22 protein-coding genes are annotated in these 25,746 nt (G+C 65.3%); 12 read left to right on the top strand and 10 right to left on the bottom strand.

Annotated features, from left to right (window positions below; translation table 11 throughout):
• Window positions 1-101: 101 nt before the first annotated feature.
• Entirely contained in the window at window positions 102-2,120 is a 2,019-nt protein-coding gene (locus J7573_RS03240; protein WP_294325604.1) for an alpha-1,4-glucan--maltose-1-phosphate maltosyltransferase, read from the bottom strand.
• Window positions 2,121-2,260: 140 nt separating this feature from the next.
• Between J7573_RS03240 and J7573_RS03235 the strand changes: the two genes are divergently transcribed.
• Complete coding sequence (locus J7573_RS03235; RefSeq protein WP_294325603.1) at window positions 2,261-2,422, top strand: hypothetical protein; 162 nt, start codon at window positions 2,261-2,263, stop codon at window positions 2,420-2,422.
• Between the two features lie 97 nt (window positions 2,423-2,519).
• Window positions 2,520-2,756: a hypothetical protein gene (locus J7573_RS03230; protein WP_294325600.1), complete on the top strand. Its 237-nt coding sequence runs from the start codon at window positions 2,520-2,522 to the stop codon at window positions 2,754-2,756.
• 116 nt (window positions 2,757-2,872) lie between these two features.
• On the opposite strand, the gene J7573_RS03225 is transcribed toward J7573_RS03230, so the two are convergent.
• On the bottom strand, window positions 2,873-4,555 hold the full coding sequence (locus J7573_RS03225; protein ID WP_294325596.1) for an AMP-binding protein: 1,683 nt from the start codon (window positions 4,553-4,555) through the stop codon (window positions 2,873-2,875).
• A 217-nt stretch (window positions 4,556-4,772) separates the two neighbouring features.
• On the opposite strand from J7573_RS03225, the gene J7573_RS03220 reads away from it, so the two are divergent.
• Genes J7573_RS03220 through J7573_RS03205 form a run of 4 tightly spaced genes read left to right on the top strand, consistent with a single transcriptional unit; the run spans window position 4,773 to window position 10,331 of the window.
• A complete protein-coding gene (locus J7573_RS03220; RefSeq protein ID WP_103448111.1) occupies window positions 4,773-5,936 on the top strand; it encodes an isovaleryl-CoA dehydrogenase in 1,164 nt (387 codons plus the stop codon).
• Between the two features lie 19 nt (window positions 5,937-5,955).
• Entirely contained in the window at window positions 5,956-7,563 is a 1,608-nt protein-coding gene (locus tag J7573_RS03215) for a carboxyl transferase domain-containing protein (RefSeq protein WP_294325590.1), read from the top strand.
• Between the two features lie 3 nt (window positions 7,564-7,566).
• A complete protein-coding gene (locus J7573_RS03210) occupies window positions 7,567-8,382 on the top strand; it encodes a gamma-carboxygeranoyl-CoA hydratase (protein WP_294325588.1) in 816 nt (271 codons plus the stop codon).
• The gene (locus J7573_RS03205) at window positions 8,379-10,331 is read left to right on the top strand and encodes an acetyl/propionyl/methylcrotonyl-CoA carboxylase subunit alpha (RefSeq protein WP_294325586.1); all 1,953 of its coding nucleotides are present in this window, start codon (window positions 8,379-8,381) and stop codon (window positions 10,329-10,331) included. Before J7573_RS03210 ends, J7573_RS03205 begins: the two co-directional genes overlap by 4 nt.
• A 118-nt stretch (window positions 10,332-10,449) precedes the next feature.
• On the opposite strand, the gene J7573_RS03200 is transcribed toward J7573_RS03205, so the two are convergent.
• Window positions 10,450-11,157 (bottom strand): LexA family transcriptional regulator, encoded by a 708-nt coding sequence (locus J7573_RS03200; protein WP_294325584.1) that lies wholly within the window; start codon window positions 11,155-11,157, stop codon window positions 10,450-10,452.
• An 87-nt stretch (window positions 11,158-11,244) separates the two neighbouring features.
• On the opposite strand from J7573_RS03200, the gene J7573_RS03195 reads away from it, so the two are divergent.
• The 3 genes from J7573_RS03195 (at window position 11,245) to J7573_RS03185 (ending at window position 13,733) form a co-directional block, all read left to right on the top strand.
• On the top strand, window positions 11,245-11,556 hold the full coding sequence (locus tag J7573_RS03195; RefSeq protein ID WP_294325582.1) for a hypothetical protein: 312 nt from the start codon (window positions 11,245-11,247) through the stop codon (window positions 11,554-11,556).
• Window positions 11,557-11,989: 433 nt separating this feature from the next.
• Window positions 11,990-12,505, top strand: coding sequence for a DUF4880 domain-containing protein (locus J7573_RS03190; protein ID WP_294325581.1), 516 nt, complete (start codon window positions 11,990-11,992; stop codon window positions 12,503-12,505).
• 79 nt (window positions 12,506-12,584) lie between these two features.
• The gene (locus J7573_RS03185) at window positions 12,585-13,733 is read left to right on the top strand and encodes a M14-type cytosolic carboxypeptidase (RefSeq protein WP_294325580.1); all 1,149 of its coding nucleotides are present in this window, start codon (window positions 12,585-12,587) and stop codon (window positions 13,731-13,733) included.
• A 118-nt stretch (window positions 13,734-13,851) separates the two neighbouring features.
• Here the strand turns inward: J7573_RS03185 and J7573_RS03180 are convergent, their stop codons facing one another.
• The 7 genes from J7573_RS03180 to J7573_RS03150 form a co-directional block, all read right to left on the bottom strand.
• Window positions 13,852-14,817, bottom strand: coding sequence for a spore coat U domain-containing protein (locus tag J7573_RS03180; protein WP_294325579.1), 966 nt, complete (start codon window positions 14,815-14,817; stop codon window positions 13,852-13,854).
• A complete protein-coding gene (locus J7573_RS03175) occupies window positions 14,808-17,105 on the bottom strand; it encodes a fimbria/pilus outer membrane usher protein (RefSeq protein ID WP_294325961.1) in 2,298 nt (765 codons plus the stop codon). Before J7573_RS03175 ends, J7573_RS03180 begins: the two co-directional genes overlap by 10 nt.
• A gap of 108 nt (window positions 17,106-17,213) precedes the next feature.
• Window positions 17,214-17,990: a molecular chaperone gene (locus J7573_RS03170; RefSeq protein ID WP_294325577.1), complete on the bottom strand. Its 777-nt coding sequence runs from the start codon at window positions 17,988-17,990 to the stop codon at window positions 17,214-17,216.
• A 40-nt stretch (window positions 17,991-18,030) separates the two neighbouring features.
• Window positions 18,031-18,534, bottom strand: a complete 504-nt coding sequence (locus J7573_RS03165; protein WP_294325957.1) for a spore coat U domain-containing protein — start codon at window positions 18,532-18,534, stop codon at window positions 18,031-18,033.
• Between the two features lie 15 nt (window positions 18,535-18,549).
• Window positions 18,550-19,083: a spore coat protein U domain-containing protein gene (locus J7573_RS03160; RefSeq protein ID WP_294325575.1), complete on the bottom strand. Its 534-nt coding sequence runs from the start codon at window positions 19,081-19,083 to the stop codon at window positions 18,550-18,552.
• Between the two features lie 19 nt (window positions 19,084-19,102).
• Window positions 19,103-19,639: a spore coat U domain-containing protein gene (locus J7573_RS03155; protein ID WP_294325574.1), complete on the bottom strand. Its 537-nt coding sequence runs from the start codon at window positions 19,637-19,639 to the stop codon at window positions 19,103-19,105.
• 30 nt (window positions 19,640-19,669) lie between these two features.
• Window positions 19,670-20,197, bottom strand: a complete 528-nt coding sequence (locus tag J7573_RS03150; RefSeq protein WP_294325572.1) for a spore coat U domain-containing protein — start codon at window positions 20,195-20,197, stop codon at window positions 19,670-19,672.
• Window positions 20,198-20,453: 256 nt separating this feature from the next.
• Between J7573_RS03150 and J7573_RS03145 the strand changes: the two genes are divergently transcribed.
• Genes J7573_RS03145 through J7573_RS03135 form a run of 3 tightly spaced genes read left to right on the top strand, consistent with a single transcriptional unit; the run spans window position 20,454 to window position 25,581 of the window.
• On the top strand, window positions 20,454-22,703 hold the full coding sequence (locus tag J7573_RS03145) for an ATP-binding protein (protein ID WP_294325571.1): 2,250 nt from the start codon (window positions 20,454-20,456) through the stop codon (window positions 22,701-22,703).
• A gap of 15 nt (window positions 22,704-22,718) precedes the next feature.
• On the top strand, window positions 22,719-23,180 hold the full coding sequence (locus J7573_RS03140) for a response regulator (protein WP_294325569.1): 462 nt from the start codon (window positions 22,719-22,721) through the stop codon (window positions 23,178-23,180).
• A gap of 13 nt (window positions 23,181-23,193) precedes the next feature.
• Window positions 23,194-25,581 carry a hybrid sensor histidine kinase/response regulator gene (locus J7573_RS03135; RefSeq protein ID WP_294325568.1) on the top strand — a complete coding sequence of 796 codons (2,388 nt, stop codon included), beginning with the start codon at window positions 23,194-23,196 and terminating at the stop codon, window positions 25,579-25,581.
• Window positions 25,582-25,746: the final 165 nt, after the last annotated feature.

Here is a 25,746-nt window from a genome sequence, read left to right as displayed (position 1 = left end):
GGGAGCGGGCTAGCCCGCGAAGCAGGCACCTCGGTGCATGGCACCGGCTTTGCCGGTGTTCGCGGGCACGCCCGCTCCCACAGGGATAGTGGTGTGCCGTGCTAGCGAGCTTTCTCGATGCGCCAGATGCCAAACGGCTGGTGCCAGGGCTCGATGCGCATCCATTGGGTCTTGCCATGCCAGGTCCAGCGGTGGCCGTTCATCAGGTCCTCGCCCAGGGTGTCGGCGTTGTCGTCCAGCCCCAGCTCCCACAACGGCAACTCGAAGCTGGCCTCCTGGGCGTTGTGCGGGTCGAGGCTGATCGCCACCAGGATGTAGTTGTCGCGCTCGGGCGTGCGCTTGGCGAAATACAGGATGTTGTCGTTCCAGCAGTTGAAGAACGCCACGCCCAGGTGCGTCTGCAATGCTCGGTTCTGCCGGCGGATGCGATTGAGCTGGGCAATCTCGGCGACGATGTTGCCGGGCTGGTTGAAGTCGCGCGGGCGGATCTCGTACTTCTCCGAATCCAGGTACTCCTCCTTGCCCGGCAGCGGCGTGCCTTCGCACAGTTCGAAGCCTGAATACATGCCCCACAAACCCGAGCCCATGGTCGCCAGTGCGGCACGGATGAGAAACCCGGAGCGGCCCGAGGTGTGCAGGAAATAGGGGTTGATGTCTGGCGTGTTGACGAAGAAGTTCGGCCGGTAGCAGTAGCGCCACGGCGGCTGGTTGAGTTCCTCAAAGTACTCGCGCAGCTCCTGCTTGCTGTTGCGCCAGGTGAAGTAGGTGTAGCTCTGCGCATAGCCCACCTTGCCCAGGCGCGCCATCATCGCAGGCTTGGTGAAGGCTTCGGCGAGGAAGATCACCTCGGGGTGCTGGCTGCGCACATTGGCGATCAGCCATTGCCAGAACGGCAGCGGCTTGGTGTGCGGGTTGTCGACGCGGAAGGTCTTCACGCCCTCCTCGACCCAGCCAACCACCACGTCACGCAGGGCCAGCCACAGGCTCGGCACGGCGTCGGCGGCGTAGAAGTCGACGTTGACGATGTCCTGGTACTTCTTCGGCGGGTTCTCGGCGTAACGAATGGTGCCGTCGGGGCGCCAGCTGAACCAGCCGGGGTGCTCCTTCAGCCAGGGGTGGTCCTGGGAGCACTGGATGGCGAAGTCCAGGGCGATTTCCAGGCCGTGTTCGGCGGCGGCGGCGACCAGCCGGCGGAAGTCCTCGCGGGTGCCCAGCTGCGGGTGGATGGCCTCGTGGCCGCCCTCCGGGCTGCCGATCGCATAGGGGCTGCCGGGGTCGCCGGGCTCTGCGCGCAGGGCGTTGTTGCGGCCCTTGCGGTGCTGGGTGCCGATCGGGTGGATCGGCGGGAAGTACAGCACGTCGAAGCCCATGTCACGGATCATCGGCAGGCGTTCGTGGACGTCGTTGAAGGTGCCGTGGCGCTCGCGGCTATCGGTGATCGAGCGCGGGAACAGCTCGTACCAGCTGGCGAACAGCGCAGCCGGCCGGTCGACATCGACGGGAAACTCACGGCTGCGGGTCAGGTAGCTGCGGTGCTCGGCTTCGGCCATCAGCCGGGCGGTGTCAGGGTGCAGCAGCAACGCCACCTGGTCATCGGCCTTGAGCGAAACCAGCTGCTGTTGCAAGGCTTGGATCTCCTCGCGCAGCTCGCCTTCGCTGAGGTCGATACCCTGGCCGAGCATCAGTCGGCCCTCTTCCAGCTCCAGTTTGACCTCGACCCCGGCGTGGTACTTCTTCTCCAGGTCGTGGCAGTAGGTGGCGAACGGGTCGATCCAGGCCTCGATGCTGAACAGGTGCGGGCCCAGTTCGGTGGGGGTGAACTCGGCCAGCCACAGGTCGTTGCCCGGCGATTGCATCGGCACGCAGTGCCAGCGGCGGCTGTGAGCCTGGCGCCAGTTGAGCACCACCGCCAGGCGGTCGTGGCCGTCGCCGTAGACCTTGCTGCTGACGGCGACCGGCTGGCCGCTGATGGCCTTGGCGGCGAAGGTGCCGGCTTCGAGCACGGGTTGGGTGTCTTCGATCACGATGCGCGGTGCCAGCAGCGCCTGGGACAGGCTGATGGCCTGGTCCGGGTGATCGTTCGCCATGGGCACGCTTTCAAAGGGCTCGTTTCGTGACATCGACCTTGCTCCCTCAGGCTGGTGGCGGTAAGGGTTCAGAGCCGGGCACAGGCGTGGGGTTCAAAAAAATTGAGCGAACGGCAGCTGCCAGCGGTCACAGCCTGCAGCACCTCTTCAATTCATCCACGCGAGGTCAGGCAATGAACATTCCGATTCCACCGGAAACACCCGATCCCAATATCGACGACCCAAGCTTGCCGCCGCCCGTGCCGGAAGACGATCCGAACGAGCTGCCGATCAAGCCGACCATGCCGCCGACAGTGGGCGATCCGCCGAGTGAAGAACCACCGGTGAAGGCTTAAAGGGTAGACGACGGCGGACTGATATTTTTGCCAGTAGCGCGGTTTGCCGGCGGTGTTGAAGATGAGGGCTCCCTTTTTATGCCAAGGAGCCCCTATCGTGCATATCGCGACCCATTGGCTGCGCATGGAATTCGAGCGACAAGTAATCGACTACCTGCAGGATGCCGGGGTGGTCGATCCATGGCTGGGGACTTGGCTGGCGCATCAGGACAGGGATAAATGCGAATTCGCGCTGATGGGGCTGGAGGCACGTTACGGCGTGCACTTGCGCCGTGATTACCAGACCGTTGCCGAGCTTGCCGCGGGGCTTTGCAAGGCAATGGAGCTGCGCTGACCCTTCCGGCCCTTTCGTGGGTAAACCCGCTCCCACAGGTACCGCGCCGTCTTCAAGTCTGGCGCGGTACCTGTGGGAGCGGGCGTGCCCGCGAAAGGGCCGGACAAGCCAACACATCAACCGGCAGTTACAGTGGCAATTTCCGCCACACTGATCTCGCGCATCCTGAACTTCTGCACCTTGCCGGTCACCGTCATCGGGAACTCGTCAACGAAGCGGAAATGCCGTGGCACCTTGAAGTGCGCAATGCGCGCTTTGCACCAGCCCTGCAATTCCTCGACCGTGGCGCTATGCCCCGGGTGCAGCTTGATCCAGGCCACGATTTCCTCGCCATAACGGCTGCACGGAATACCGACCACCTGCGCATCGGCCACCGCCGGATGGGTGTAGAAGAACTCTTCCAGCTCTCGCGGATAGATGTTCTCGCCGCCGCGAATGATCATGTCCTTGTTGCGCCCGACGATGCGCACATGGCCCTGCTCGTCCATCACTGCCAGGTCGCCCGAATGCATCCAGCCGGCCGGGTCGATGGCGTCCGCCGTGGCCTGGGGGTTGTCCCAGTAGCCGAGCATCACGCTGTAGCCACGGGTGCACAGTTCGCCAATCTCGCCGCGGCCGACGATGCAGCCATCAGCGTCCACCAGCTTGGTTTCCAGCTGTGGCTGGGTGCGGCCGACGGTGGTCACGCGCAATTCCAGTTCATCCTCCGGGCCGGTCTGCAGCGACACCGGGCTGGTCTCGGTCATGCCATAGGCGATCTGCACTTCGGCCATGTGCATCTGGTCGATCACCCGGCGCATCACCTCGATCGGGCAGGTGGCGCCGGCCATGATGCCGCTGCGCAGGGTCGACAGGTCCAGCTGCGTGCGCGAAGGGTGGTCGAGCATGGCGATGAACATGGTCGGCACGCCATAGAGGATGCTGGCGCGCTCCTCGGCTACGGCGCGCAGGGTCAGCTCGGCGTCGAAGGCGTCGTTGGGGTAGACCATGGTGCTGCCGTGGGTGATGCAGCCGAGGTTGGCCATGACCATGCCGAAGCAGTGGTACAGCGGCACCGGGATCACCATGCGGTCACGTTCGCTCAGGCCCAGGCTCTCGCCGACCATGAAGCCGTTGTTGAGGATGTTGTAGTGGCTGAGCGTGGCGCCCTTGGGCGCGCCGGTGGTGCCGGAGGTGTACTGGATGTTCACCGGCTGGTCGAACTGCAGGCCCTGCTGACGTGCCGCATAGGCTTCGGTCGAAGTCTGCCCTGCCCGCTCGGCCAAAGCCGGCCACGGCAGGAAGCCGCTGGGCGGGTTGGCCGCCAGGCTGATCACCCCGCGCAGTTCGGGCAGGCGTTCACTGGCCAGCTCACCCAGGTTGCTGGTCGCCAGTTCCGGTACCAGCGCCTGAACCATGGCATGGTAATCGGAGCTCTTGAAGGCATCGGCACACACCAGCCAGCGGCAGCCGGACTGGCGTAGTACGTACTCCAGTTCACCCACGCGATAGGCCGGGTTGATGTTGACCAGGATCGCGCCGACCTTGGCGCTGGCCAGCTGCAAAATGCACCACTGGGCGCAGTTGGGCGACCAGATGCCGACCCGGTCGCCGGTGTTCACGCCCAGGGCCATCAGGGCACGGGCATGCAGGTCGACCTGTTCGGCCAACTGCCGCCAGCTGTAGCGCAGGCCCTGGTGGCGCACCACCAGCGCTTCGCCGTTGGCGCAGCGGGCCACGGTGGCATCGAAGGCCTGGCCGATGGTCAGGGTCAGCAGCGGTTGGTCCTGGCGGCCGCGGGTGTAGCTTGGTTGACTCATGGGTGTCCCTTCTTGTGGTTGTTCTGGGCACGGCTGAAACGAGCTGGGAATACTCTGGCGCAGATTTACGTTTACGTAAAGGTGATGAGCCGATTGACAGTGACAGAAGGCAGGTTTACGTTAACGTAAAGGTGACAAACGACACCGACCCCAGGCTTGACGCCGAACCCTGAGATACGGTGTTACCCCTATTTCAAGAACAACAAGGTGCCCCAGCATGCATTACCCCACCCTGAACTTCGCCCTGGGCGAAACCATCGACATGCTCCGCGACCAGGTGCGCACCTTCGTTGCCGCCGAGCTGGCCCCGCGCGCCGCACAGATCGACCATGACAACCTGTTCCCCGCCGACATGTGGCGCAAGTTCGGCGACATGGGGCTGCTGGGCATCACCGTTTCGGAAGAATACGGCGGCGCCGGCCTGGGCTACCTGGCCCACGTGGTGTCGATGGAAGAAATCAGCCGCGGCTCGGCCTCGGTCGCGCTGTCCTACGGCGCCCACTCCAACCTCTGCGTCAACCAGATCAACCGCAACGGCACCCACGAGCAGAAGCTCAAGTACCTGCCCAAGCTGATCAGCGGCGAGCACATCGGCGCCCTGGCCATGAGCGAACCCAACGCCGGTTCCGACGTGGTGTCGATGAAACTGCGCGCCGAAAAACGCGGCGACCACTACGTGCTCAACGGCAGCAAGACGTGGATCACCAACGGCCCCGACGCCAACACCTACGTGATCTACGCCAAGACCGACCTGGACAAGGGCCCCCACGGCATCACCGCGTTCATCGTCGAACGTGACTGGAAAGGCTTCAGCCGCAGCAACAAGTTCGACAAGCTGGGCATGCGCGGCTCCAACACCTGCGAGCTGTTTTTCGACGGCGTCGAAGTGCCGGCAGAGAACATCCTCGGCCAGCTCAACGGCGGCGTGCGCGTGCTGATGAGCGGCCTGGACTACGAGCGCGTGGTGCTGTCCGGCGGCCCGACCGGCATCATGCAAAGCTGCATGGACCTCGTCGTGCCGTACATCCACGACCGCAAGCAGTTCGGCCAGAGCATCGGCGAGTTCCAGCTGATCCAGGGCAAGATCGCCGACATGTACACCCAGCTCAATGCCAGCCGCGCCTACCTGTATGCCGTGGCCCAGGCCTGCGACCGTGGCGAGACCACCCGCAAGGACGCCGCCGGGGTGATCCTCTACACCGCCGAACGCGCTACACAAATGGCCCTGGAAGCGATCCAGATACTCGGCGGCAACGGCTACATCAACGAATTCCCGGCTGGCCGCCTGCTGCGCGACGCCAAGCTGTACGAGATCGGTGCCGGCACCAGCGAAATCCGCCGGATGCTGATCGGCCGCGAACTGTTCAACGAAACCCGCTGAGCACGAGGGACGGGCGCACATGGCTACCTTGCACACCCAGATCAACCCGCGTTCGGCGGAGTTCGCCGGCAACAGCGCGGCCATGCTCGAACAGGTCCAGGCCCTGCGCGGCCTGCTCGCCCAGGTGGCCCAGGGCGGCGGGCCCAAAGCCCAGGAGCGGCACACCTCGCGTGGCAAGCTGCTGCCGCGCGAGCGCATCGACCGCCTGCTCGACCCGGGCTCGCCGTTCCTCGAGATCGGCCAGCTGGCCGCCCATGAGGTGTACGGCGAAGACGTACCGGCGGCGGGCGTGATCGCCGGCATCGGCCGCGTCGAAGGCGTGGAATGCATGATCGTGGCCAACGACGCCACGGTCAAAGGCGGCTCCTACTACCCGCTGACGGTGAAGAAGCACCTGCGCGCGCAGACAATCGCCCTGCAGAACCGCCTGCCGTGCATCTACCTGGTGGACTCCGGCGGCGCCAACCTGCCGCGCCAGGACGAAGTGTTCCCCGACCGCGAGCACTTCGGGCGGATCTTCTTCAACCAGGCCAACATGAGCGCGCTGGGCATCCCGCAGATCGCCGTGGTGATGGGCTCGTGCACCGCTGGCGGCGCCTACGTGCCGGCCATGGCCGACGAAGCGATCATGGTGCGCCAGCAAGCGACCATCTTCCTCGCCGGGCCACCGCTGGTGAAGGCAGCAACCGGTGAGGTGGTGAGCGCCGAGGACCTCGGTGGCGCCGATGTGCACTGCCGCACCAGCGGCGTCGCCGACCACTATGCCGACAACGACGAACACGCCCTGGCCATCGCCCGGCGCAGCGTGGCCAACCTCAACTGGCACAAGCTCGGCAAGCTGCAGCGCCAGGCGCCGGTAGCACCGCTGTACAACGCCGACGAGCTGTACGGCGTGGTGCCGGCCGATGCCAAGCAGCCGTTCGACGTGCGCGAAGTGATCGCGCGGCTGGTCGACGGCTCGGCATTCGATGAGTTCAAGGCGCTGTTCGGCACCACCCTGGTGTGCGGCTTCGCCCACCTGCACGGCTACCCGGTGGCGATCCTGGCCAACAACGGCATCCTCTTCGCCGAGGCCGCGCAAAAAGGCGCGCACTTCATCGAACTGGCCTGCCAACGCGGCATCCCGCTGCTGTTCCTGCAGAACATCACCGGCTTCATGGTCGGCAAGAAGTACGAAGAAGGCGGCATCGCCAAGCACGGTGCCAAGCTGGTCACCGCCGTGGCCTGCGCCCAGGTGCCGAAGTTCACGGTGATCATCGGTGGCAGCTTCGGCGCCGGCAACTACGGCATGTGCGGCCGCGCCTACGACCCGCGCTTCCTGTGGATGTGGCCCAACGCCCGCATCGGCGTGATGGGCGCCGAGCAGGCCGCCGGGGTGCTGGCCCAGGTCAAGCGCGAGCAGAGCGAACGCAGCGGCCAGGCCTTCAGCGCCGAGGACGAGGCCAAGCTCAAACAGCCGATCCTCGACCAGTACGAGCACCAGGGCCACCCCTACTATTCCAGCGCCCGCCTGTGGGACGACGGTGTCATCGACCCGGCGCAAACCCGCGACGTGCTCGGCCTGGCGTTGTCCGCCGCGCTGAACGCCCCGATCGAACAGAGCCGCTTCGGCATTTTCCGGATGTGACCCATGAGCGATTTCAGCACCCTCGAAGTGATTCGCGACCCACGCGGCTTCGCCACCCTGTGGCTGAGCCGCGAGGACAAGAACAACGCCTTCAACGCGCTGATGATCCGCGAGCTGATCGTCGCCCTCGACCAGTTGGCCGAAGACGCCGGCCTGCGTTTCCTGCTGCTGCGCGGCCGCGGCCGGCACTTCAGCGCCGGTGCCGACCTGGCCTGGATGCAGCAATCGGCGCAACTGGACTTCAACACCAACCTGGATGACGCCCGCGAGCTCGGCGAGCTGATGTATGCCCTGCACCGCCTCAAGGCGCCGACCCTGGCCGTGGTGCAAGGTGCGGCCTTCGGCGGCGCGCTGGGCCTGATCAGCTGCTGTGACATGGCCATTGGCGCCGAAGACGCCCAGCTGTGCCTGTCGGAAGTGCGCATCGGCCTGGCCCCGGCAGTGATCAGCCCGTTCGTGGTCAAGGCCATCGGCGAACGCGCCGCGCGCCGCTACGCCCTGACCGCCGAGCGCTTCAGCGGCGTGCGGGCCCGCGAGCTGGGCCTGCTGGCCGAGGTGTACCCGGCCAGCGAACTGGATGCACAGGTCGAAGCCTGGGTGAGCAATATGCTGCAGAACAGCCCGCAAGCACTGCGCGCCACCAAGGACCTGCTGCGCGAAGTGGACGACGGCGAACTCAGCCCGGCCCTGCGCCGCTACTGTGAAAACACCATCGCCCGCATCCGGGTCAGCGCCGAAGGCCAGGAGGGCCTGCGCGCCTTCCTGGAAAAGCGCCGCCCGGCCTGGCAAACCGACGACAAGAAGGAGCCGCGCCCATGAGCCGCCCCGCTTTGACCACCCTGCTGGTCGCCAACCGCGGCGAAATCGCCTGCCGGGTGATGCGCACCGCCAAGGCCATGGGCCTGACCACCGTCGCCGTGCACAGCGCCACCGACCGTGATGCCCGCCACAGCCGCGAAGCGGATATTCGCGTCGACCTGGGCGGCAGCAAGGCCGCCGACAGCTACCTGGTGATCGACAAGATTCTCGCCGCAGCCAAGGCCAGTGGTGCCCAGGCCATCCACCCGGGCTACGGCTTCCTGTCCGAGAACGCGGGTTTTGCCCGTGCCATCGAACAGGCCGGGCTGATCTTCCTCGGCCCACCGGCCAGTGCCATCGATGCCATGGGCAGCAAGTCGGCGGCCAAGGCACTGATGGAAGAAGCCGGCGTGCCGCTGGTGCCCGGCTACCACGGTGAAGCGCAAGACCTGGATACCTTCCGCGCCGCCGCCGAGCGCATCGGCTACCCGGTGCTGCTCAAGGCCAGCGCCGGGGGTGGCGGCAAGGGCATGAAAGTGGTCGAAGACGAAAGCCAGCTGGCCGACGCCCTGGCCTCGGCCCAGCGTGAGGCGCAGTCGTCGTTCGGCGATGCGCGCATGCTGGTGGAAAAGTACGTGCTCAAGCCACGCCATGTGGAAATCCAGGTGTTCGCCGACCAGCACGGCAACTGCCTGTACCTCAACGAGCGGGACTGCTCGATCCAGCGCCGCCACCAGAAGGTGGTCGAGGAAGCGCCCGCGCCGGGCCTGTCCGCCGAGTTGCGCCAGGCGATGGGCGAGGCAGCGGTACGCGCGGCCCAGGCCATCGGCTACGTCGGTGCCGGCACCGTCGAGTTCCTGCTCGATGCCCGTGGCGAGTTCTTCTTCATGGAGATGAACACCCGCCTGCAGGTCGAACACCCGGTCACCGAAGCCATCACCGGCCTCGACCTGGTGGCCTGGCAGATTCGCGTGGCTTGCGGCGAGCCGCTGCCGATCACCCAGGCACAGGTGCCGCTGATCGGGCATGCCATCGAGGTGCGCCTGTATGCCGAGGACCCGGCCAATGAATTCCTGCCAGCCACTGGCACGCTCACGCTGTACCGCGAGTCGGCAGCGGGCGAAGGCCGCCGGGTGGACAGCGGGGTCAGCGAAGGTGATGTGGTCTCGCCGTTCTACGACCCGATGCTGGGCAAACTGATTGCCTGGGGTCAGGACCGCGAGCAGGCACGCCTGCGCTTGCTGGCGATGCTCGATGAATTCGCCATCGGCGGGCTGAAGACCAACATCGCCTTCCTCCGCCGCATCCTGGCCCACCCGTCCTTTGCCGCAGCCGAGCTGGATACTGGCTTCATTCCCCGGCATCAGGACGTGCTGCTGCCAACACCTCAGGCATTGCCTGCGGCTTTCTGGGAAGCCGCAGCAGAAGCCTGGCTGCAAGGCCAGGCGCCGCATCAGCGGGCTGACGATGCACGCTCACCATGGGCCGAGCGCAATGGCCTGCGCCTGGGGCTACCGGCGCGCAGCAGCCTGCACCTGGTGAGTGGTGGCGAAAGCCAGGCGGTGGCCCTGGAGCGCAGCGCCGCTTCGGCCTGGCAGCTGGATGGCGAACAGCTGGGCCATGACGAGGGCGGTGTCCGCCGCCGCTATCTGGCGGTACGTCGCGGCGGCACGCTGTTTCTGCGCTGGGATGGCGAGGTGCATGCCGTCGAAGCCTTCGACCCGATCGCCGAGGCCGAGGCCAGCCACAGCCATCAGGGCGGGCTGGGGGCGCCCATGAACGGCAGCATCGTGCGGGTGCTGGTGGAGCCTGGGCAGGTAGTGGAGGCTGGAACAGCACTGGTGGTGCTGGAGGCGATGAAGATGGAGCACAGCATTCGTGCACCCCATGGTGGGACGGTGAAAGCGCTGTTCTGCCAGGAAGGGGATATGGTCAGCGAAGGGACGGTGCTGGTCGAACTGGCTGAGTAAGACAACTGGGGGCCGCGTTGCGCCCCTTTCGCGACACAAGGCCGCTCCTACAGGGGATCGCGTGACCCTGTAGGAGCGGCCTTGTGTCGCGAAAGGGCTGCGCAGCAGCCCCAGCGATCTAGAAGACGCCGTGCACCCGTACGACCACCCCGAGAAATTCGCAACCTTCTTCACACACCAGCGTCGGATAACTGCGGTTCAGCGCCTTCAAGTACTGCTGCCCACCCTCCTCGGCCAGCTCGCGCAGAATCGCCGTCTTCCCCGGTTGCCGGGCAATCACCAGCCGCCCGGGCTCCGCCTCCAGCCCCGGATCCACCAGGATCCGCATGCCCTGCGGCACGCTACGGCCACTGGTCGAGCTCATCGTGTCGTTTTCCACGGTCAGCCAGAACGCTTTGCCCTGGGCCAGGTAATCCGTTTGTTCGAACACACCAGGCTCGCCAATTTCCGCAGCACCTAGCTCATCCCACGCCATCACCGGGTAGCGGAAACACACGATGTATTGCATGAGGTCCAGTTCGTCATCGGCGTCATCCACCTCGTAGATGCCACGCTCCTCGCCAACCTGCCCCTGAATGCGTAGCTGCAAGCTGACGCTGTAGTGGGGCATGCCAATCTCGACGAACGTGCGGTTCATCGACTCGATCTTGGGCTGGCGCCGCTTGTTCACCCAATGCCCCACGCTGCCTTGAGACACGCCAACGCGCTCGGCAAGCTGCTCTTGAGTGAGCTTCAACTCCTCCATCCGGTCACGGACGAGGGCAATCCATTTATCCATATTCATCGCTGGCACGATACGGACTGCCTTCTGGCGCTCAATAAACATTCAGTATTATTTCTAGAAAAGCACATAAATACCCAAGGTATTAAACTCAGCCAGAACCTTTTCCCATTGGCTTGCGCAGGTATCAGGATGAAACCAACGAAAAACGACGTAACAGATCTCGACAGCGAAGCGGCCCGCCGCGCCCTCGACTACTACCTGAACCCCAACCCCACGCGCCCCAGCGCGCACAATCAGATCTGGACCCTGCACGCCGGCGTCACCGCCGAGCAGGCCCAGGACCACGCCATCGAATTGCTCCGCTGTGCCGCCGCCACCGCCCACGAAACCGCCACCCATCAGGAAGGCAGCACCCGCGAGCTGACGTTCGCACTGATGCACATGATCGATATGGCCAGGGCCCTGCTGGAGCACAGGCGCGCCCTGCAGAACGGGCTGTAGGCACAAAAAGAAGGGAGAAACGTGATGGCCGCAAATCGGCGAAAGGCCCCGTTTGCCGGGAGGAGGAAGCGCACCGGTAAAACTTTTTTACCGGATAAATGAAAATTCATTTGACTGGCAAATGATAACGATTATTATTGCACTCAGCTGATCGCAAGATCTGCTGGATAACCCGGAGCTTAGGTCGCTCCAGATTATCTCCTCATCAGGCTAATCACGGTTTTTGACCCGGCTTTTTGCCGGGTCATTTTTTTTGGCTCTTCAGGCTAATGAAGATCGTTGATGGCGCGCATGATAGCAAAAGTGTTTCAGAGCGTGAATGCTCATTACAAATCTTTGCGGAATCAGCACTTGAGAATCAATCTCGTTTTGACTACGCTGTTTCTGCATCAAGGACGATGCCCCCACCCCTACCCCGAGCAAGGAGCTGTCCATGAGCCGTCTGCTGCTGCCCCTTGAGCACCCCACGCCTTCCAGCGAGCAGGCTGCCGAGACTGCGCTGCTGTTCGCACTCAAGCGCCTGCCCCGGCGCGTGCAGCAAGTGTTCCTGCTCAATCGCCTCGATCAGCTGGACTTTGCCAGCATCGCCAAACGCCTCGACCTCCCGCTGCTCAGCATCGAACGCAACATGAACCAGGCCCTGCAGGTGGTACAACCACGCGGGGATGCGTTGGCCAGTGTGGCCGGGCAATGGTATGTGCGGCTGCAGAGCCCTGACGTGACATCGTGCGAGCGCATCGATTTTCGCCGTTGGCTGGATGCGGCGCCTGCGCATTTGCAGGCGTTTCATGACACCGAACTGCGCTGGCGCAGCCTGCTCGCCCCGGCGCGGGAGCTGGGGCAGGATGGTTGGTACCGGCAAGGGCGGGCGGCAATTTCGGTGGGTGGGTGTTCAGTGGCGGTCGGCTTGGGCGTGGCTGCATTGCTGCTACTTGGCTATTGGGCGTGACTTGAGCCCTATCAGGGACCCAGCAAGCTGGCCAAGCGGTGTACAGTAACCGTCACAACAATGCCTAAGGAGTCTGGCAATGACCGTGACGCTGTCCCCCCTGCAAATCGACTGCGATTTCGATTCCGGCAACATCCTGATCCTGGATGCCAGCAACCCGGCCCAGGTGCACCTGGCCATCCGCCCGGACACAAACAGCGGCCACTTCCAGTGGTTCCACTTCAAGGTCAGCGGCCTCACCCCGGGCCAGGTCCATCGCTTCAGCCTGGACAACGCCAGCGAGTCTTCCTACAAGAACGCCTGGAGCGGCTACAACGCCGTGGCCTCTTACGACCAACAGACCTGGTTCCGCGTGCCGAGCCAGTTCGATGGCAAGGCGCTGTCGTTCGAGCTCAAGGCCGAGCAGGAGCAAGTCTGGTTCGCCTACTTCGAGCCTTACCCGCGTGCCCGCCACAATCAGCTGATCGAACGTGCCCAACAGATTCCTGGCGTCGAGCTGCTGGCTCACGGGCGCAGCGTGCAAGGCCGGGATATCCCGCTGCTGCGCGCAGGTGATGGCGCGGCGGGCAAGCGCAAGCTGTGGCTGATTGCCCAGCAGCACCCGGGCGAGCACATGGCCGAGTGGTTCATGGAGGGGGTGATCGACCGGCTGCAAGCCAATGACCCAAGCGTGCAGAAACTGCTGGAAAAGGCCGACCTGTACCTGATCCCGAACATGAACCCGGACGGCGCCTTCCTCGGCCACCTGCGCACCAACTTCAAGGGCAAGGACCTGAACCGGGCCTGGCAGGATGCCAGTGTCGAGCTCAGCCCGGAGGTGTTCTTCGCCCAGGCGCAGATGAAGCAGTACGGGGTGGATGCGTTCATCGATGTGCACGGGGATGAGGAAATCCCCCATGTGTTCACTGCGGCCTGTGAGGGCAACCCAGGGTACACGCCGCGGCTGGCCAAGCTGGAAGAGCAGTTCCGCACGACCTTGTGCAGCGTGACCAAAGACTTCCAGACAGTGCATGGCTACACCCGGGACGAGCCGGGCCAGGCGAATACCACGCTGGCGTGCAATGCGGTGGGGATGGCCTATGACTGCCTGTCGCTGACCCTGGAGATGCCGTTCAAGGACCATGACGATGCGCCGGAGCCGGTGGCCCAGTGGTCAGGGGCGCGGTCCAAGGCGTTGGCTGGGGCGGTGCTGGAGACCTTGCTGAAAGTGGTCGACGATCTGCGCTGAGCAGGACCGGCCTCTTCGCGGGCACGCCCGCTCCCACAGGTACAGCGTGACCTCAGGGGCGGCGCGGTCCCTGTGGGAGCGGGCGTGCCCGCGAAGGGGCCAGTACAGGACTACACCCTTAGAACTGCACATCGAGAATCACATTGTCGAGGTAACTCGCCGCCGGCGGTGTGGCCTGGTCGGTATAGACCTTGGCGTTGTAGTTGAACACCTGGCTCCCGGTGCCTGTGCCGTTCCCGGGGTTCACGTCGGCATCGCTGCTGGAGCGCCGGGCCGTGGTCAGCGAGCCCCAGCGCACGGTGCCGGCGCTCTTGAAGATGTCATAGGCCAGGTAGTTGCCGGCCGTGGACTTCATCCGCCGCCGCCCACCCGACACATTCTCCCCATCATTCAAGCCCACTGTGTAGGCACTGCCCTTGGTGCAGGATAGGTTCACGCTCTGGCTTACCGTGCCAAACCCGGCCACCACCGGCGCGCTGCCGAAGCTGATGTTGGGCGTGGTGATCTGGCAGTCGTTGCTCACGGTCAGGCTGACGTTCAATGTCCGGCTGCCGGAGCCTACGTCGCGCCCCACGCAGAGGTTGCCAATACCGATCCCGGAGCAGTAGTCCCAGCTCCAGGCAATGGTCAGGGTCTCCTGGTACAAACCCGCGGCGACGTTGCTGCCGACCTGGGTCCTCATGTACAGCGGAACGGACTTGGGTGTGGTGCCATTGAGCAACCCCAGCAGATCGAGGATGCCATTACGGGCGAAGTCAAAGGCAACGCCGCGGGTGATCGGATAGCTGGTGCTGTTGTCGGCGTACAGGGTGTACGGAATGACGTCGCCCGTAGGGCCGACCAGCCCACTGGTGGAGGACGTGATGGTGGCGTAGAAGTGGTCGGTGGAGCTGAGCAAGCTCAGCAGCGAGCCGGTGCACTGCAGCCCGGAGTTGGTGCTTGAAGCGTTCTGTACCGTGGTACGCACCAGGGTCGAGTTGACCGTGCCGAATCCCGCGGGCTGGGTTACCACCGACGAGCACAGCGCCCAGGCGGAACCGGCCGGCAACAGCAGCAGGCTGCACAACAGGCCTTTCATCTGCATACCAGCGGACCAATCAGCGGAATCGAGCCTGCCGATTCCGGCAGATCGAATTCGACCTGGCACTGCCCGCCCCCCTCCAACGCCACCTGCAGGCGGTTGTGCGGCGACAGGTTCTCCAGGTACACCAAGCCGTCCCAGCCGACCACCGCCTGGCTGCCGCTTTGCTGGTGGGTGACCTTGCTGCCCAGCTTGAGCGGCTGCTGATTGCCATCGACCAGTTCGACGCTCGCCGCCATGACACGCCTGATCGGGAACTCCAGCAGGTAACCACTGCCACGGCGCACCGCCACCCGCTGTTCGACCTCCGTCGTCAGCACATCGGGCGGCAAGTCCATCGGGTCGATTTCATACTTGCCACGATAGTAGCCGCTGCTGTAAGGCACCAGCAGGTGGCCGCTACGGTCGGTGCGGCCGACTTCCTGGTTTTCGTAGCGCACCGGCACATCGGCGTAGCCACTGGTGCTGACCACCACGAAGGCATCGTCGATGCGGTTGGCGGCGTACACGCCGGAATCCATCCACACCAGCGAACCACTGGCGTCGGCCCAGCGGGTCATCTCGCCGCTGCTGCCGTACACGCCGGCCTGCAACTGCACCGACTGCAGGCGCCAGGTGACGTCGGCCTGGCGATAGGCATCGCGGTCGCTGCCGCTGGCATAGCCGAGGTTGTAGCCGACGCCGCCGCCCACCGGCACGGCGCGACTGTAGTTGACCCGTTGCAGGCGCTCGCCGTCCTTGCTGCGCTCGGTGCTCACCGCCAGGGTGCTGCCGAAGTCGAACGGGATCACCACTTGCGCCTGCACTGCCCAGCTGCTGTCGCCGACCTCGCGGTTGGCCGACAGATACAGGCTGCTGTTGCCCCACAGCGGCTTGCTCCAGCTCAGGTTGATCAGCCGGGTGCGCGTGTCGTCGCCGGCGCGCACATCGAAATAGCCGGCGCCGAGGCTGCCGTACTGGTCGAGGTTGACGCTCAGGGTCACCTGCTCGCTGCGCTGGCTCAGTTGCATGTCGGGGGTGTCGACCCGGGTCAGGTCCGAGTACTCGCCATACCGCTGCAGGCGCTGGTAGTTGAAGCCGAAGCGCTGGCTGTTGTACTGGTAGCCAAGGGCAACCTGATGGCCCTTCTCCCCCTCGAACTGGCTCTGCGCCAAGGCCGCATTGAGCACGCCGAACGTGCCCAGACGCATGTTGCCACCCAGGCCGCCGAGCAGCAGCGACTCGGCAGTTTCGACGTGGGATTCCAGGGTGAAGCTGTCGCTGATGCCGTGGCGCAGGCTGGCCGAAGCGACACCGGTTCCGTAGCCGAAATCTTCCACGGCATAGTCACGCCGCAGGCTGCCGGCAGCCACCGAGAAGTCCGACAGGCCTTTCTGCAACAGGCTGCTGGTGACATAGAACGGCAAGGTAGTGGACACCTGCCGGCCCAGGGCATCGGTGGTCACTACCACTGCCTCGCCAGCGCCGTTGATGAACGGCACGTTGGTCAGGGTATAGGGGCCGGGCTGCAATTCGGTCGTGCTGGACTTGTAGCCGTTGATGAACAGGTCGAGCGAGGTCGGCACCGCGGCTTCACCGGCGAAGGCCGGCAAGGGATAGGTGACCAGGTCCGGGCGCGCGCCAAAATCCCGCGACAGCTGCAGACCGCCGACCCGGACCGAGCTGGTCCACGGTAATGCCCCGGTGACGAAGTCGCCGGCCTCGTAGGTCAGCAGGCGCTGCTCGTCGGTGAAGCGCCAGGTGGTGTCATAGCGCAGAAAGCCCTGGCGGCTGCCATCGCTCTGCGCGCCATTGAACGACTGGCGCCACTGGCCGGTGGTCGAGAACGTGCCCCAGCTGTCAAACAGCCGCAGTTCGTTCCAGGCGGCCAGGTAGGAACCACCATCGTCGGTGTCGTTGAGGTACAGGTCGTAGTTGAACAAGGCGCCGAAGCTGCTGCGCGCTTCGCTGGCCGGATACAGGCCACGGTCACCGACCTGCTGGTCTGGCAGCCAGGCCGGTGGCACCTGCAGCAGCAGGCGCTGGTTCTGGCTGTCGTAATCGGTGTGCAGGCCCGGTACATCGTCCAGCGCCAGTTCACCCTGCGGATCGCCCGGCAGCTGGATGCCGAGGTTGCGCAGCACATCGCTGCCCAGGTACAGGCGCCCGGCACGTTGCTGCACCGCTACCAGCTCAGCCCTGGGCACTTGGTTCACCAGCAGGTCGAGGTACAGCGTGGCGTCGGCAATGGCCGTGGTTTCGCTGGGCGGCGGTGGCAAGTCGTCGGCCAACGCCAGGCTGGGGCCGAACAAGCTCAGCCCCAGGCACCAGCAGCGCGAAGCCCGCGACAGCCATCTCACACACGGATTCCGACCATTGCCAGGTCCTCCATGGCCCTTGCCCTTCATTCAGCGGCGGGCTCATTGCCCTTGCCGGATCGCTTCGGCCGTTTCCTGACCGTTCACCCTCCCCTTGATCACGCTGCCAGCGTTCGGCGCCACCGGTGCCGGCCAGCGCATGCTGGCACCGGGCAGCACATAGCCAAGCAGGCCTTCGGCCAAGGGTTTACCCTGGCCGCCCTGCTGCACCACTACATCGGTCAGGCGCGCATGTACCGGGCCGGTGTTGCGCATCTCCACATAGGGCTTGCCTTGCACCATCACCGGGCGCCAGCTGAGCTGTGGCTTGCCGACGCCGTCGGCATTGCGCTTGCCTTGCGGGTCAGCCTTGCCCCACAGCCCTTCGCCATAGACGAACAGCGGAACGGAATAGCGCATCTGCAGGCGGATCGCCGCCGTGGTGCCTTGGCTGGCAGCATCGGTCGGCAATGGCGAAGGGATTTCATCGATGATGATGCGGTAGGCCTGCTCCTGGCCGACCGGCGAGCTGCCAGTACGGGTCAGGCGGATCAGCTGCTTCTGCCCTGGGGGAATGGTGGCTACAGGCGGGCTGCCTATGATTTCGCGTTGGGCCTGGAACTGTTCCTGGTAGTCGCCTTGGCGCCAGGCGAACACCCGCACCTGCAGACTGGCCGGCGCCGAGCCACGGTTCTCCAGCCACAGCGCACCGGCTTTCTGGTCAGCCTCCAGCACCGGGTCGATCGGCCAGATCAGCACCGAGGTGGCCGCCCCCGCCGGCAGGCTCGCGAACAACAACATACCGATCACACCTTGCGCCCACTTCGCGCCTACCCACATGCCACTCTCCTTGGTCTCTTTTTCTTGGGTGCTGGTGTGCTCACCAGGTCACCGATACTTGCACCACATCGGTATAGGTCCCGGCCGGCAAGGTGCCGGGCAACTGGGTACGGCCATATACCGGCAATTTGATGGCCGTGGCGTCGGTGTAGCTCACCGCCACGCTCTGGCCAATGCCCAGGGCCTGGCTGTAGGCCGCGTCCCGGTACAACTGGTAGGCCAGCACCTGTGTGCCGCCCGTGCGCTTGAGGTTGCGCGTACCACTGGCGCTGTTCTGGCCACCGTCCAGGCTCATGCTCAGGGTCACCCCGGGGGTGCACTGGAAGGTCACCGTGGTACCGCCCAGCGAGGTACTGAGAATGCCGGTGGACAGCGCCGACTGGGTGCCGAAATCGAGCACGCCATAGCTGGTCACCCCGCCCACTACCAGGCAACCGGCAACGATCTGCGCGCTCACCTGGAAAGTACTGCTGGTCGCCGCATCCAGAGGCGTGGCCAGCAACAGGCCGAGCCCCGTCAGGCAACCACCGAGCCAGGCGCGCATGGCGGCGAACATGGCTCAGAACGACAGCTCGACCGCCACCGTGTCGGTGTACGTCCCGGCCGGCAGGCCGGCCTTGCCACGCGCCTGGCCATACAGGTTGACGGTCTGCGCCACGCCGGTGCTGGTCGGCAAGGTGATGGTGCCGTCGATGGCCAGCAGCGTGGTGTGCCCGGCATCGGTGTAGAAGTCGTAAGGCACGAAATTGCCGGCGCCGTCGGCCAGCGCTCGAGAACCGCCGGTCGACTGACCGTCGTGGGTCCCGGCGCGTACGCGGATCGCGGGTACCGTGCCGGCCGAACAGAGGATACTCATGGCGCCACCGCCGCCGCCCAGCACCTGGGCACTGGCCGTGGTGAACAGGGCGTCCTGGGTGCCGAAGTTCAGGGCGCCGAAGTTGATCCCTGAGGTGCCGCCGCTGCCGTTGACCTGGCAAGCCGAGGTCAGGGTCAGGGTCGAGGAGATGGTCCCGGTCACCGTGGCGGCCTGGGCGTGAGCTGCCATGGCCAGGCCGAGGCCGGCGAGCATGCAATGGGTGAAAGTCGTTCGCATCGGAGTCTCCTTGCGTCGTTTACCAGTCCAAAGTCACTCTCAGGGTGTCGCGGTACAGCCCGGCCGGCAGCGCACGCGGTTGCGCCACCACCACACCGTAGATGGGAATAGGAATCTGCTCGGAACTGCTGATGGTGAAGGCACGGGCCTGGCCGATGCCGTAGCGGTTGTTGCCACCCGGGTCGACCGCCAGTTGGTAGGGGATCATTTCACGGCCGTTGCTGAGCCGGCGCACGCCATCGTCGCCATTCAGGCCACCATTGATGCGCACATTGAACGCCCTGACCTCGGGCGTGCAACTGATCTGCAAACTACCCTCGCCACCTGCCTCGTCGACCCGGCTGCGCAGCGGCGTGTCCCAGTTCGGGCCGCGCTGGCCGAAATCCATCAGGCCGGGGTTGCCCAGCGTGGCCGGCGGCTGGTCACCACTGTTGATCTGGCAGGCAGCGCTGATCACCAGGCGCGCCTGGATGAACCCGGTGGTGCTACCATGCACTGCGCCACCGGGCAACAGCAGCGGGCCGAGACTGAGCAACAGGATGGATGTGCGGTTCATGGCGTGACGTCCTTGCGCATGGCGGCCTCGCTACCAGGTGACCGTGATTTTGAGCAGGTCGGCGTACTGCCCGGCGCGTGGCACCCAGGCCAGTTTGTCGATACGGGCGTAAAGCGGCAGCTCAACCGAACCGCTGTCCGGTACGCGTGCGGCATGGGCCTCACCGACGACAACCGGCTCGCGCCAGGCAGCATCGCGGTACAGCCGATATGGGATCGGCCTGGCCTTGCCATCGTCGCTGCCCAGAAACCGCAGTTCGCCGACGCCGCCGTGCTGACCGCCGTCGACCCGCACCTGGTAAGGCGTGTCGGGGTTGCACTCGAGGCGCGGAGGCCGCTGGTTGATCAGCACACCACTCAATGGCCCGCCGGGCCCATCCAGGCGTGCGGCAGTGCCCAGGTCGATCACGCCCAGGGCCTGTGCACCCGCATCACGCTGTTGGTGGGTCAGCATGCAGCCACGCTCTACCAGGACCCGCACTTCCACAAGGAAGTCCGCCGCCCCGGCAATGCCGCTCAAAAACAGGCCCAACAGCGCGGCCAGAAAGCGTTCCGTCACTGGATGTTCCTTGTTCCTCTATTGTGAATTTGAGCGTAGCAGCAGGTGGCCGAACCGTGATGGCTGGGTGCCATTCTTTTGTGTTAACGACAAAGCGCTGGCGAACCACCAAGAAATTTCCCAATCCGGGCGAACCCCTGGGCATCCCGTGCCTCCAATGGCCATGGGCCGGCAAAGCGGTCGACATTCTGTTACGGTGCCCGGCACCCGACGCAGGTGGCATGCATGGAAGAACATCACAGGAGCCTTTCCATTGATGACTGCAGACAACGCGTTCGGCGCAGCCATGGAGCGCTGCGCCGAGGAGCCGATCCAGGTGCCCGGCAGCATCCAGCCGCACGGTTTTCTGCTGGTACTGGATGAGCACGACCTGCGCATCCTCCAGGCCAGCGAAAACGTCGAGCAGTGGCTGGGGCTGCCAGCACGTGAGTTGGTCGGCTGCACCTTCGCCGAGGTGGTTAGCGAAAGCTTCGACCTGCGCGCCAGGCTCGAACGCCTGCCCAACGACGAGGCCTTCCCGTTCCACATCGGCGATGTGCGCTTGCGCCAAGGGGCACCCTGCACGGACACGCTGCGCCTGCTGACGCACCGCCACGACCAGGTGCTGATCGCCGAGTTCGAACCGTTCCGCCAGCCAGCGGACCTGGCCGACCAGGGCGACTATTACCCGCTGGTGCGCGGATTCGTCAGCAGCCTGCACAATGCCGACAGCCTCGCAGAACTGCTCCAGCAGTGCGTGGTGCAGGTCAAGCGCATCACCGGCTTCGGCCGGGTCAAGGCCTACTGCTTCGACGCCGAGGGCAATGGCCAGGTGCTCGCCGAGCTGGCCGACGCCGATTACCCGCGCTACCTCGGCCTGCGCTTTCCCGCTGCGGACATCCCGCGCCAGGCCCGCGAGCTGTACCGCGTCAACCGCATCCGCGTGATCGAAGATGCCAACTATCAGGCCTCACCCCTGCTGCCCGCCATCAACCCGCGTACCGGCAAGCCCCTGGACATGAGTTTCGCCGCCCTGCGCAGCGTGTCACCGGTGCACCTGCAGTACATGCGCAACATGGGCACCCTGGCGTCGATGTCGCTGTCGATCGTGGTCGAGGGCCAGCTCTGGGGCCTGATTTCCTGCCACCACGCCCAGCCGCGCGCGGTCGAGTTCCGTACTCGCACCGCCTGCGAACTGCTGGCCAGCGTGCTGTCGCTGCAGATCGAGACCCGCGAGTCGCACGTCAGGACCCGCCAGTTGCTCGACCTGCGCCAGCACATCGTGCGCATGATCTCGTCGATGGCCGACCACGACAGCGTCAGTGAGGGCCTGCGTGACTTGCCCGAGGTGCTGCTGGCATTCGCCGGGGCCAGCGGCGCGGCGGTCATTTCCGCCGAGCGCTGCGACCTGATCGGCCAGACCCCGCCTGCGGCGCAAGTCACGGCCCTGGTGCATTGGCTGGAGCAACGCGGCGGGCAGACGGTGTTCCACAGCGACAACCTGCGCCATGACATCGATGAGCTGCCAGAGCTGGCAACCCATGCCGGCGGCGTGCTGGCAGTGGCCATCTCGCAGATCCACTCGCATTACCTGCTGTGGTTCCGCCCCGAGCAGGTGCGCACGGTCGACTGGGCCGGGCGCCCCGACAAGCAGATCGACGCCCAAGGTGCGCTCAACCCGCGCCACAGCTTCGATCGCTGGCGGGAACAGATCAGCGGCTACAGCCAACCCTGGGACCCGCTGGTCATCGAGGGCGTGCTCGAACTGCGCACGGCAGTGCTGGGGATCGTGCTGCGCAAGGCCGAGGAGCTGGCACAGCTGGCCAACGAACTGCGCCGCTCGAACAAGGAGCTCGAAGCCTTTTCCTACAGTGTGTCCCACGACCTGCGCGCCCCGTTGCGCCACATCGCCGGCTATTCCGAGCTGCTCGGCGAAATCGAGGGCCAGGGCCTCAGCGAACGCGGCAAGCGCTTCCTCCAGCACATCGAGGAAGCCGCACACTTCGCCGGCAGCCTGGTCGACAACCTGCTCAATTTCTCGCAGATGGGCCGCTCGGCGTTGCGCCTGTCGGATGTCGACCTCAACGCGCTGGTCGACAGCATCCGCCAGGAACTGGCCCCCGATTATGAAGGCCGCGACATCGTCTGGGACATCGCGCCACTGCCCAAGGTGATCGCCGACCCGGCGTTCATCAACATGGCCTTGCACAACCTGATCGCCAACGCCATCAAATACACCCGTGGCCGTGAACCCGCCCACATCGCGATCCACGCCCGCCAGCACCGGGGCGAGACCGAAGTGTACATCCGTGACAATGGTGTAGGCTTCGACATGGCCTACGCCAACAAGCTGTTCGGGGTGTTCCAGCGCCTGCACCGCATGGAAGACTTCGAAGGCACGGGCATCGGCCTGGCCAGCGTGCGGCGGATCATCGAGCGCCATGACGGGCGAGTCTGGGCCGAAGGCCAGGTCGACCAGGGCGCCAGCTTCCACTTCACCCTGCCCCGCCAACCGGCAAGCCACTGAGGTACCCCTATCACCATGCTCAAGCCCATCCTGCTGGTCGAAGACAACCCCCGGGACCTGGAGTTGACGCTGCTGGCCCTGGAGCGCAGCCAGCTGGCCAACGAGGTCATCGTCCTGCGCGACGGCGCCGATGCCCTCGACTACCTGCTGCGGCGCAACGCTTACGCCAATCGCGACGATGGCAACCCGGCCGTGCTGTTGCTGGACCTGAAACTGCCCAAGGTCGATGGCCTGGAAGTGCTCAAGGAAGTCCGCGCCACCACAGAGCTGCGCAGCATCCCGACGGTGATGCTGACCTCTTCCCGTGAGGAACCCGACCTGCTGCGCGCCTATGAGCTGGGGGTCAATGCCTACGTGGTCAAGCCCGTGGAGTTCAAGGAGTTCGTCGCGGCGATTTCCGACTTGGGGGTATTCTGGGCAGTACTCAACGAGCCGCCACCCGGCTCGCTGCGCCTGAACCGTCGCGCCAGTAACTGAGGCCCCCACCAAGATGTTGCCGACACCGCTCAGATTGTTGATGGTCGAAGACAGCTCGATGGATGCCGAGCTGACCCTGATGCGCCTTGAGCGCAGCGGGTTGCAGGTGCAATCACGGCTGGTGTTCGACCATGTCGGCGTCGAGCACGCGCTGCTCCAGGCCAGCTTCGATCTGATCCTTTGCGACTGCGTGCTGCCGGGTTCTTCCGGCACCGAGGTGCTGGCCATCGCCCAGCGCCTGGCGCCGGACACGCCGTTCATCTTTCTCTCGGGCATCTATGGCGAAGAACATGCGGTGGAAATGGTCCGCCTGGGCGCCACCGACTATGTGTTGAAGAAGAACCTGCCGCTGCTGCCCAAGGCCGTGCGCCGGGCCCTCACCGAAGTGCAGGAGCGCCAGCGCCGGCGCCGTGCGGAAGAAGCCCTGGCCGAAGTCGAGGCCCGCGCACGCATTGCCATCGATGCCGCCGGCATGGGCACCTGGGACTTCCGGCCGCAACAGGGCCAGCTGGTCTGGGACGACCGTTGCAAGACCCTGTTCGGCCTGCCGGTCAATACCGAGATGAGCCTGCAGGTGTTCTATGCCGGCATCTACCCCGACGACCAGGCCAAGGTGCGCGAAGCCGTCGAGCAGGCCATGCGCCCGGACAGCGACGGCCTGTACCGGGTCGAGTTCCGCATCGCCCAGCCCAACGGCCTGGAGCCTCGCTGGCTGCTCAGCAGCGGCCAGTGCCAGTTCGTCGACGGCCAGTGCACGCGGTTTTCCGGGGTTCTGCAGGACATCCATACCCAGCGCCAGGCGACCCAGGCGCTCAGGCAGCTCAACGAAATGCTCGGCGAACGGGTCGAGCGCCGCACCCGTGAACGGGACCGTGCCTGGGAGCTGTCCCAGGACCTGCTGGCGGTGCTCAACAAGGACCTGACCCCGGTGGCCCTCAACCCGGCCTGGGAGGCCAGCCTGGGCTTTTCCCGCGAGCGCCTGAGCCGGACGTCGCTGCTGCACCTGCTGCCCGAAGTGGATCAGGAGGCGTTGCTCACCGAGCTGGCCGCCCTCGCCCACGGTCGTACCAGCGCCCGCTTCGTCGGCCGCATCCAGCATGCCAGCGGCCAGTTGCGCTGGCTGTCCTGGGTGGTGGTGCCGGAAGACACCTTGCTCTACGTGGTGGCGCGGGACATCACCAGCGAGCGCGAAACGGCACTGGGCCTGGCCGAAGCCAACACCCGGCTGCGTGAACAGATTACCGAACGCGAACGCATCGAAGCGGCGCTGCAGCAGATGCAGCGGCTGGAGGCCGTCGGCCAGCTCACCGCCGGGGTCGCCCACGACTTCAACAACCTGCTCACGGTCATCCTCACCGGCGCCAGCTTCCTTGAGCGCGACCTGGCCAAGGGTAACCTGGACAAGGCCCGCAGCCGCCTGACGCATATCCGCGAAGCCGGTGAACGCGGCGCCAAGCTGACCTCGCAATTGCTCGCTTTCTCCCGTCGCCAGCGCCTGGAACCGGTGCCGCTGAACCTGAACCGCACCCTCGCCGGCCTGGAAGAGTTGTTGCGCCGCACCCTCGGCGGCAACATCCTGGTGCGCCTGGACCTGGACCACGGCCTGTGGCAGGCGCTGACCGATCCGACCCAGACCGAGATGATCATCCTCAACCTGGCCATCAACGCCCGCGACGCCATGCCCGAAGGCGGCCAGTTGACCCTGTCGACCCGAAACACCCGCATCAAGGCCCGCCCGCAGCGCCCGGAAGATCCCGAGCCCGGCGAGTACGTGATGCTGAGCATCCGTGACACCGGCTGCGGCATGAGTGAAGAGGTGCTGGCCAAGGTGTTCGAGCCATTCTTCACCACCAAGGACATCGGCAAGGGCTCTGGCCTGGGCCTGGCCCAGGTGTTTGGCTTTGCCAAGCAGTCCGGCGGCGGTGTGCGCATCGATACCGAGCCTGGCCATGGTACCCAGGTGGCGGTGTACTTGCCGGCGGTGAAGCAGGAGATGGCCATCGATCCTGTAGCGCCGACAGCCGCCCTGCCGAGCGATGACAGTGGCCGGGACCGCACGGTGCTGCTGGTGGATGACGATCACCTGGTACGCGACATGCTCGGTGACGTGCTGCGCCAGTATGGCTACCAGGTGCGCCAGGCGCACAGTGGGGAGCAGGCGCTGGCCCTGCTGGACGACGATATCGATCTGCTGCTGACTGACTTTGCCATGCCCGAATTCAACGGCGGCCAACTGGCCCTCGCAGCGCGCGACCGCTACCCGCAGTTGCCGGTGGTGTTCCTGACCGGGTATGCGGAGCTGGAAGGGCTGGAAGTGCCGGGGAGCCTGGTGATGCAGAAGCCCGTGCAGGCGGATGAACTGGCCAGGGTGCTGAATGAACTGCTGCGGATAGCCAGTTAGATTCGCTTTGCCTGCACCGGCCTCTTCGCGGCGGTTCGGCGCCCCGACGCGCCCGCTCCCACAGGGATATCGCCGCCCTTGAGGGCAGTGCAGTACCTGTGGGAGCGGGCGCGTCGGGGCGCCGAACCGCCGCGAAGAGGCCGGTGCAGGCAAAGCGAATCTAAC

The organism is Pseudomonas sp. (assembly GCF_017744435.1).
Taxonomy (GTDB): domain Bacteria; phylum Pseudomonadota; class Gammaproteobacteria; order Pseudomonadales; family Pseudomonadaceae; genus Aquipseudomonas.
Note: the sequence above shows the minus strand (reverse complement) of the source record. Positions and strands in the feature narration are given on the sequence as shown.

Bases quoted from the DNA above. Each gene is read 5' to 3' on its own strand.
- J7573_RS03240 (WP_294325604.1), bottom strand. From the start codon at position 2,120: ATGTCACGAAACGAGCCCTTTGAAAGCGTGCCCATGGCGAACGATCAC.
- J7573_RS03235 (WP_294325603.1), top strand. From the start codon at position 2,261: ATGAACATTCCGATTCCACCGGAAACACCCGATCCCAATATCGACGAC.
- J7573_RS03225 (WP_294325596.1), bottom strand. From the start codon at position 4,555: ATGAGTCAACCAAGCTACACCCGCGGCCGCCAGGACCAACCGCTGCTG.
- J7573_RS03220 (WP_103448111.1), top strand. From the start codon at position 4,773: ATGCATTACCCCACCCTGAACTTCGCCCTGGGCGAAACCATCGACATG.
- J7573_RS03215 (WP_294325590.1), top strand. From the start codon at position 5,956: ATGGCTACCTTGCACACCCAGATCAACCCGCGTTCGGCGGAGTTCGCC.
- J7573_RS03210 (WP_294325588.1), top strand. From the start codon at position 7,567: ATGAGCGATTTCAGCACCCTCGAAGTGATTCGCGACCCACGCGGCTTC.
- J7573_RS03205 (WP_294325586.1), top strand. From the start codon at position 8,379: ATGAGCCGCCCCGCTTTGACCACCCTGCTGGTCGCCAACCGCGGCGAA.
- J7573_RS03200 (WP_294325584.1), bottom strand. From the start codon at position 11,157: ATGTTTATTGAGCGCCAGAAGGCAGTCCGTATCGTGCCAGCGATGAAT.
- J7573_RS03195 (WP_294325582.1), top strand. From the start codon at position 11,245: ATGAAACCAACGAAAAACGACGTAACAGATCTCGACAGCGAAGCGGCC.
- J7573_RS03190 (WP_294325581.1), top strand. From the start codon at position 11,990: ATGAGCCGTCTGCTGCTGCCCCTTGAGCACCCCACGCCTTCCAGCGAG.
- J7573_RS03185 (WP_294325580.1), top strand. From the start codon at position 12,585: ATGACCGTGACGCTGTCCCCCCTGCAAATCGACTGCGATTTCGATTCC.
- J7573_RS03180 (WP_294325579.1), bottom strand. From the start codon at position 14,817: ATGCAGATGAAAGGCCTGTTGTGCAGCCTGCTGCTGTTGCCGGCCGGT.
- J7573_RS03170 (WP_294325577.1), bottom strand. From the start codon at position 17,990: ATGTGGGTAGGCGCGAAGTGGGCGCAAGGTGTGATCGGTATGTTGTTG.
- J7573_RS03165 (WP_294325957.1), bottom strand. From the start codon at position 18,534: ATGCGCGCCTGGCTCGGTGGTTGCCTGACGGGGCTCGGCCTGTTGCTG.
- J7573_RS03160 (WP_294325575.1), bottom strand. From the start codon at position 19,083: ATGCGAACGACTTTCACCCATTGCATGCTCGCCGGCCTCGGCCTGGCC.
- J7573_RS03155 (WP_294325574.1), bottom strand. From the start codon at position 19,639: ATGAACCGCACATCCATCCTGTTGCTCAGTCTCGGCCCGCTGCTGTTG.
- J7573_RS03145 (WP_294325571.1), top strand. From the start codon at position 20,454: ATGACTGCAGACAACGCGTTCGGCGCAGCCATGGAGCGCTGCGCCGAG.
- J7573_RS03140 (WP_294325569.1), top strand. From the start codon at position 22,719: ATGCTCAAGCCCATCCTGCTGGTCGAAGACAACCCCCGGGACCTGGAG.
- J7573_RS03135 (WP_294325568.1), top strand. From the start codon at position 23,194: ATGTTGCCGACACCGCTCAGATTGTTGATGGTCGAAGACAGCTCGATG.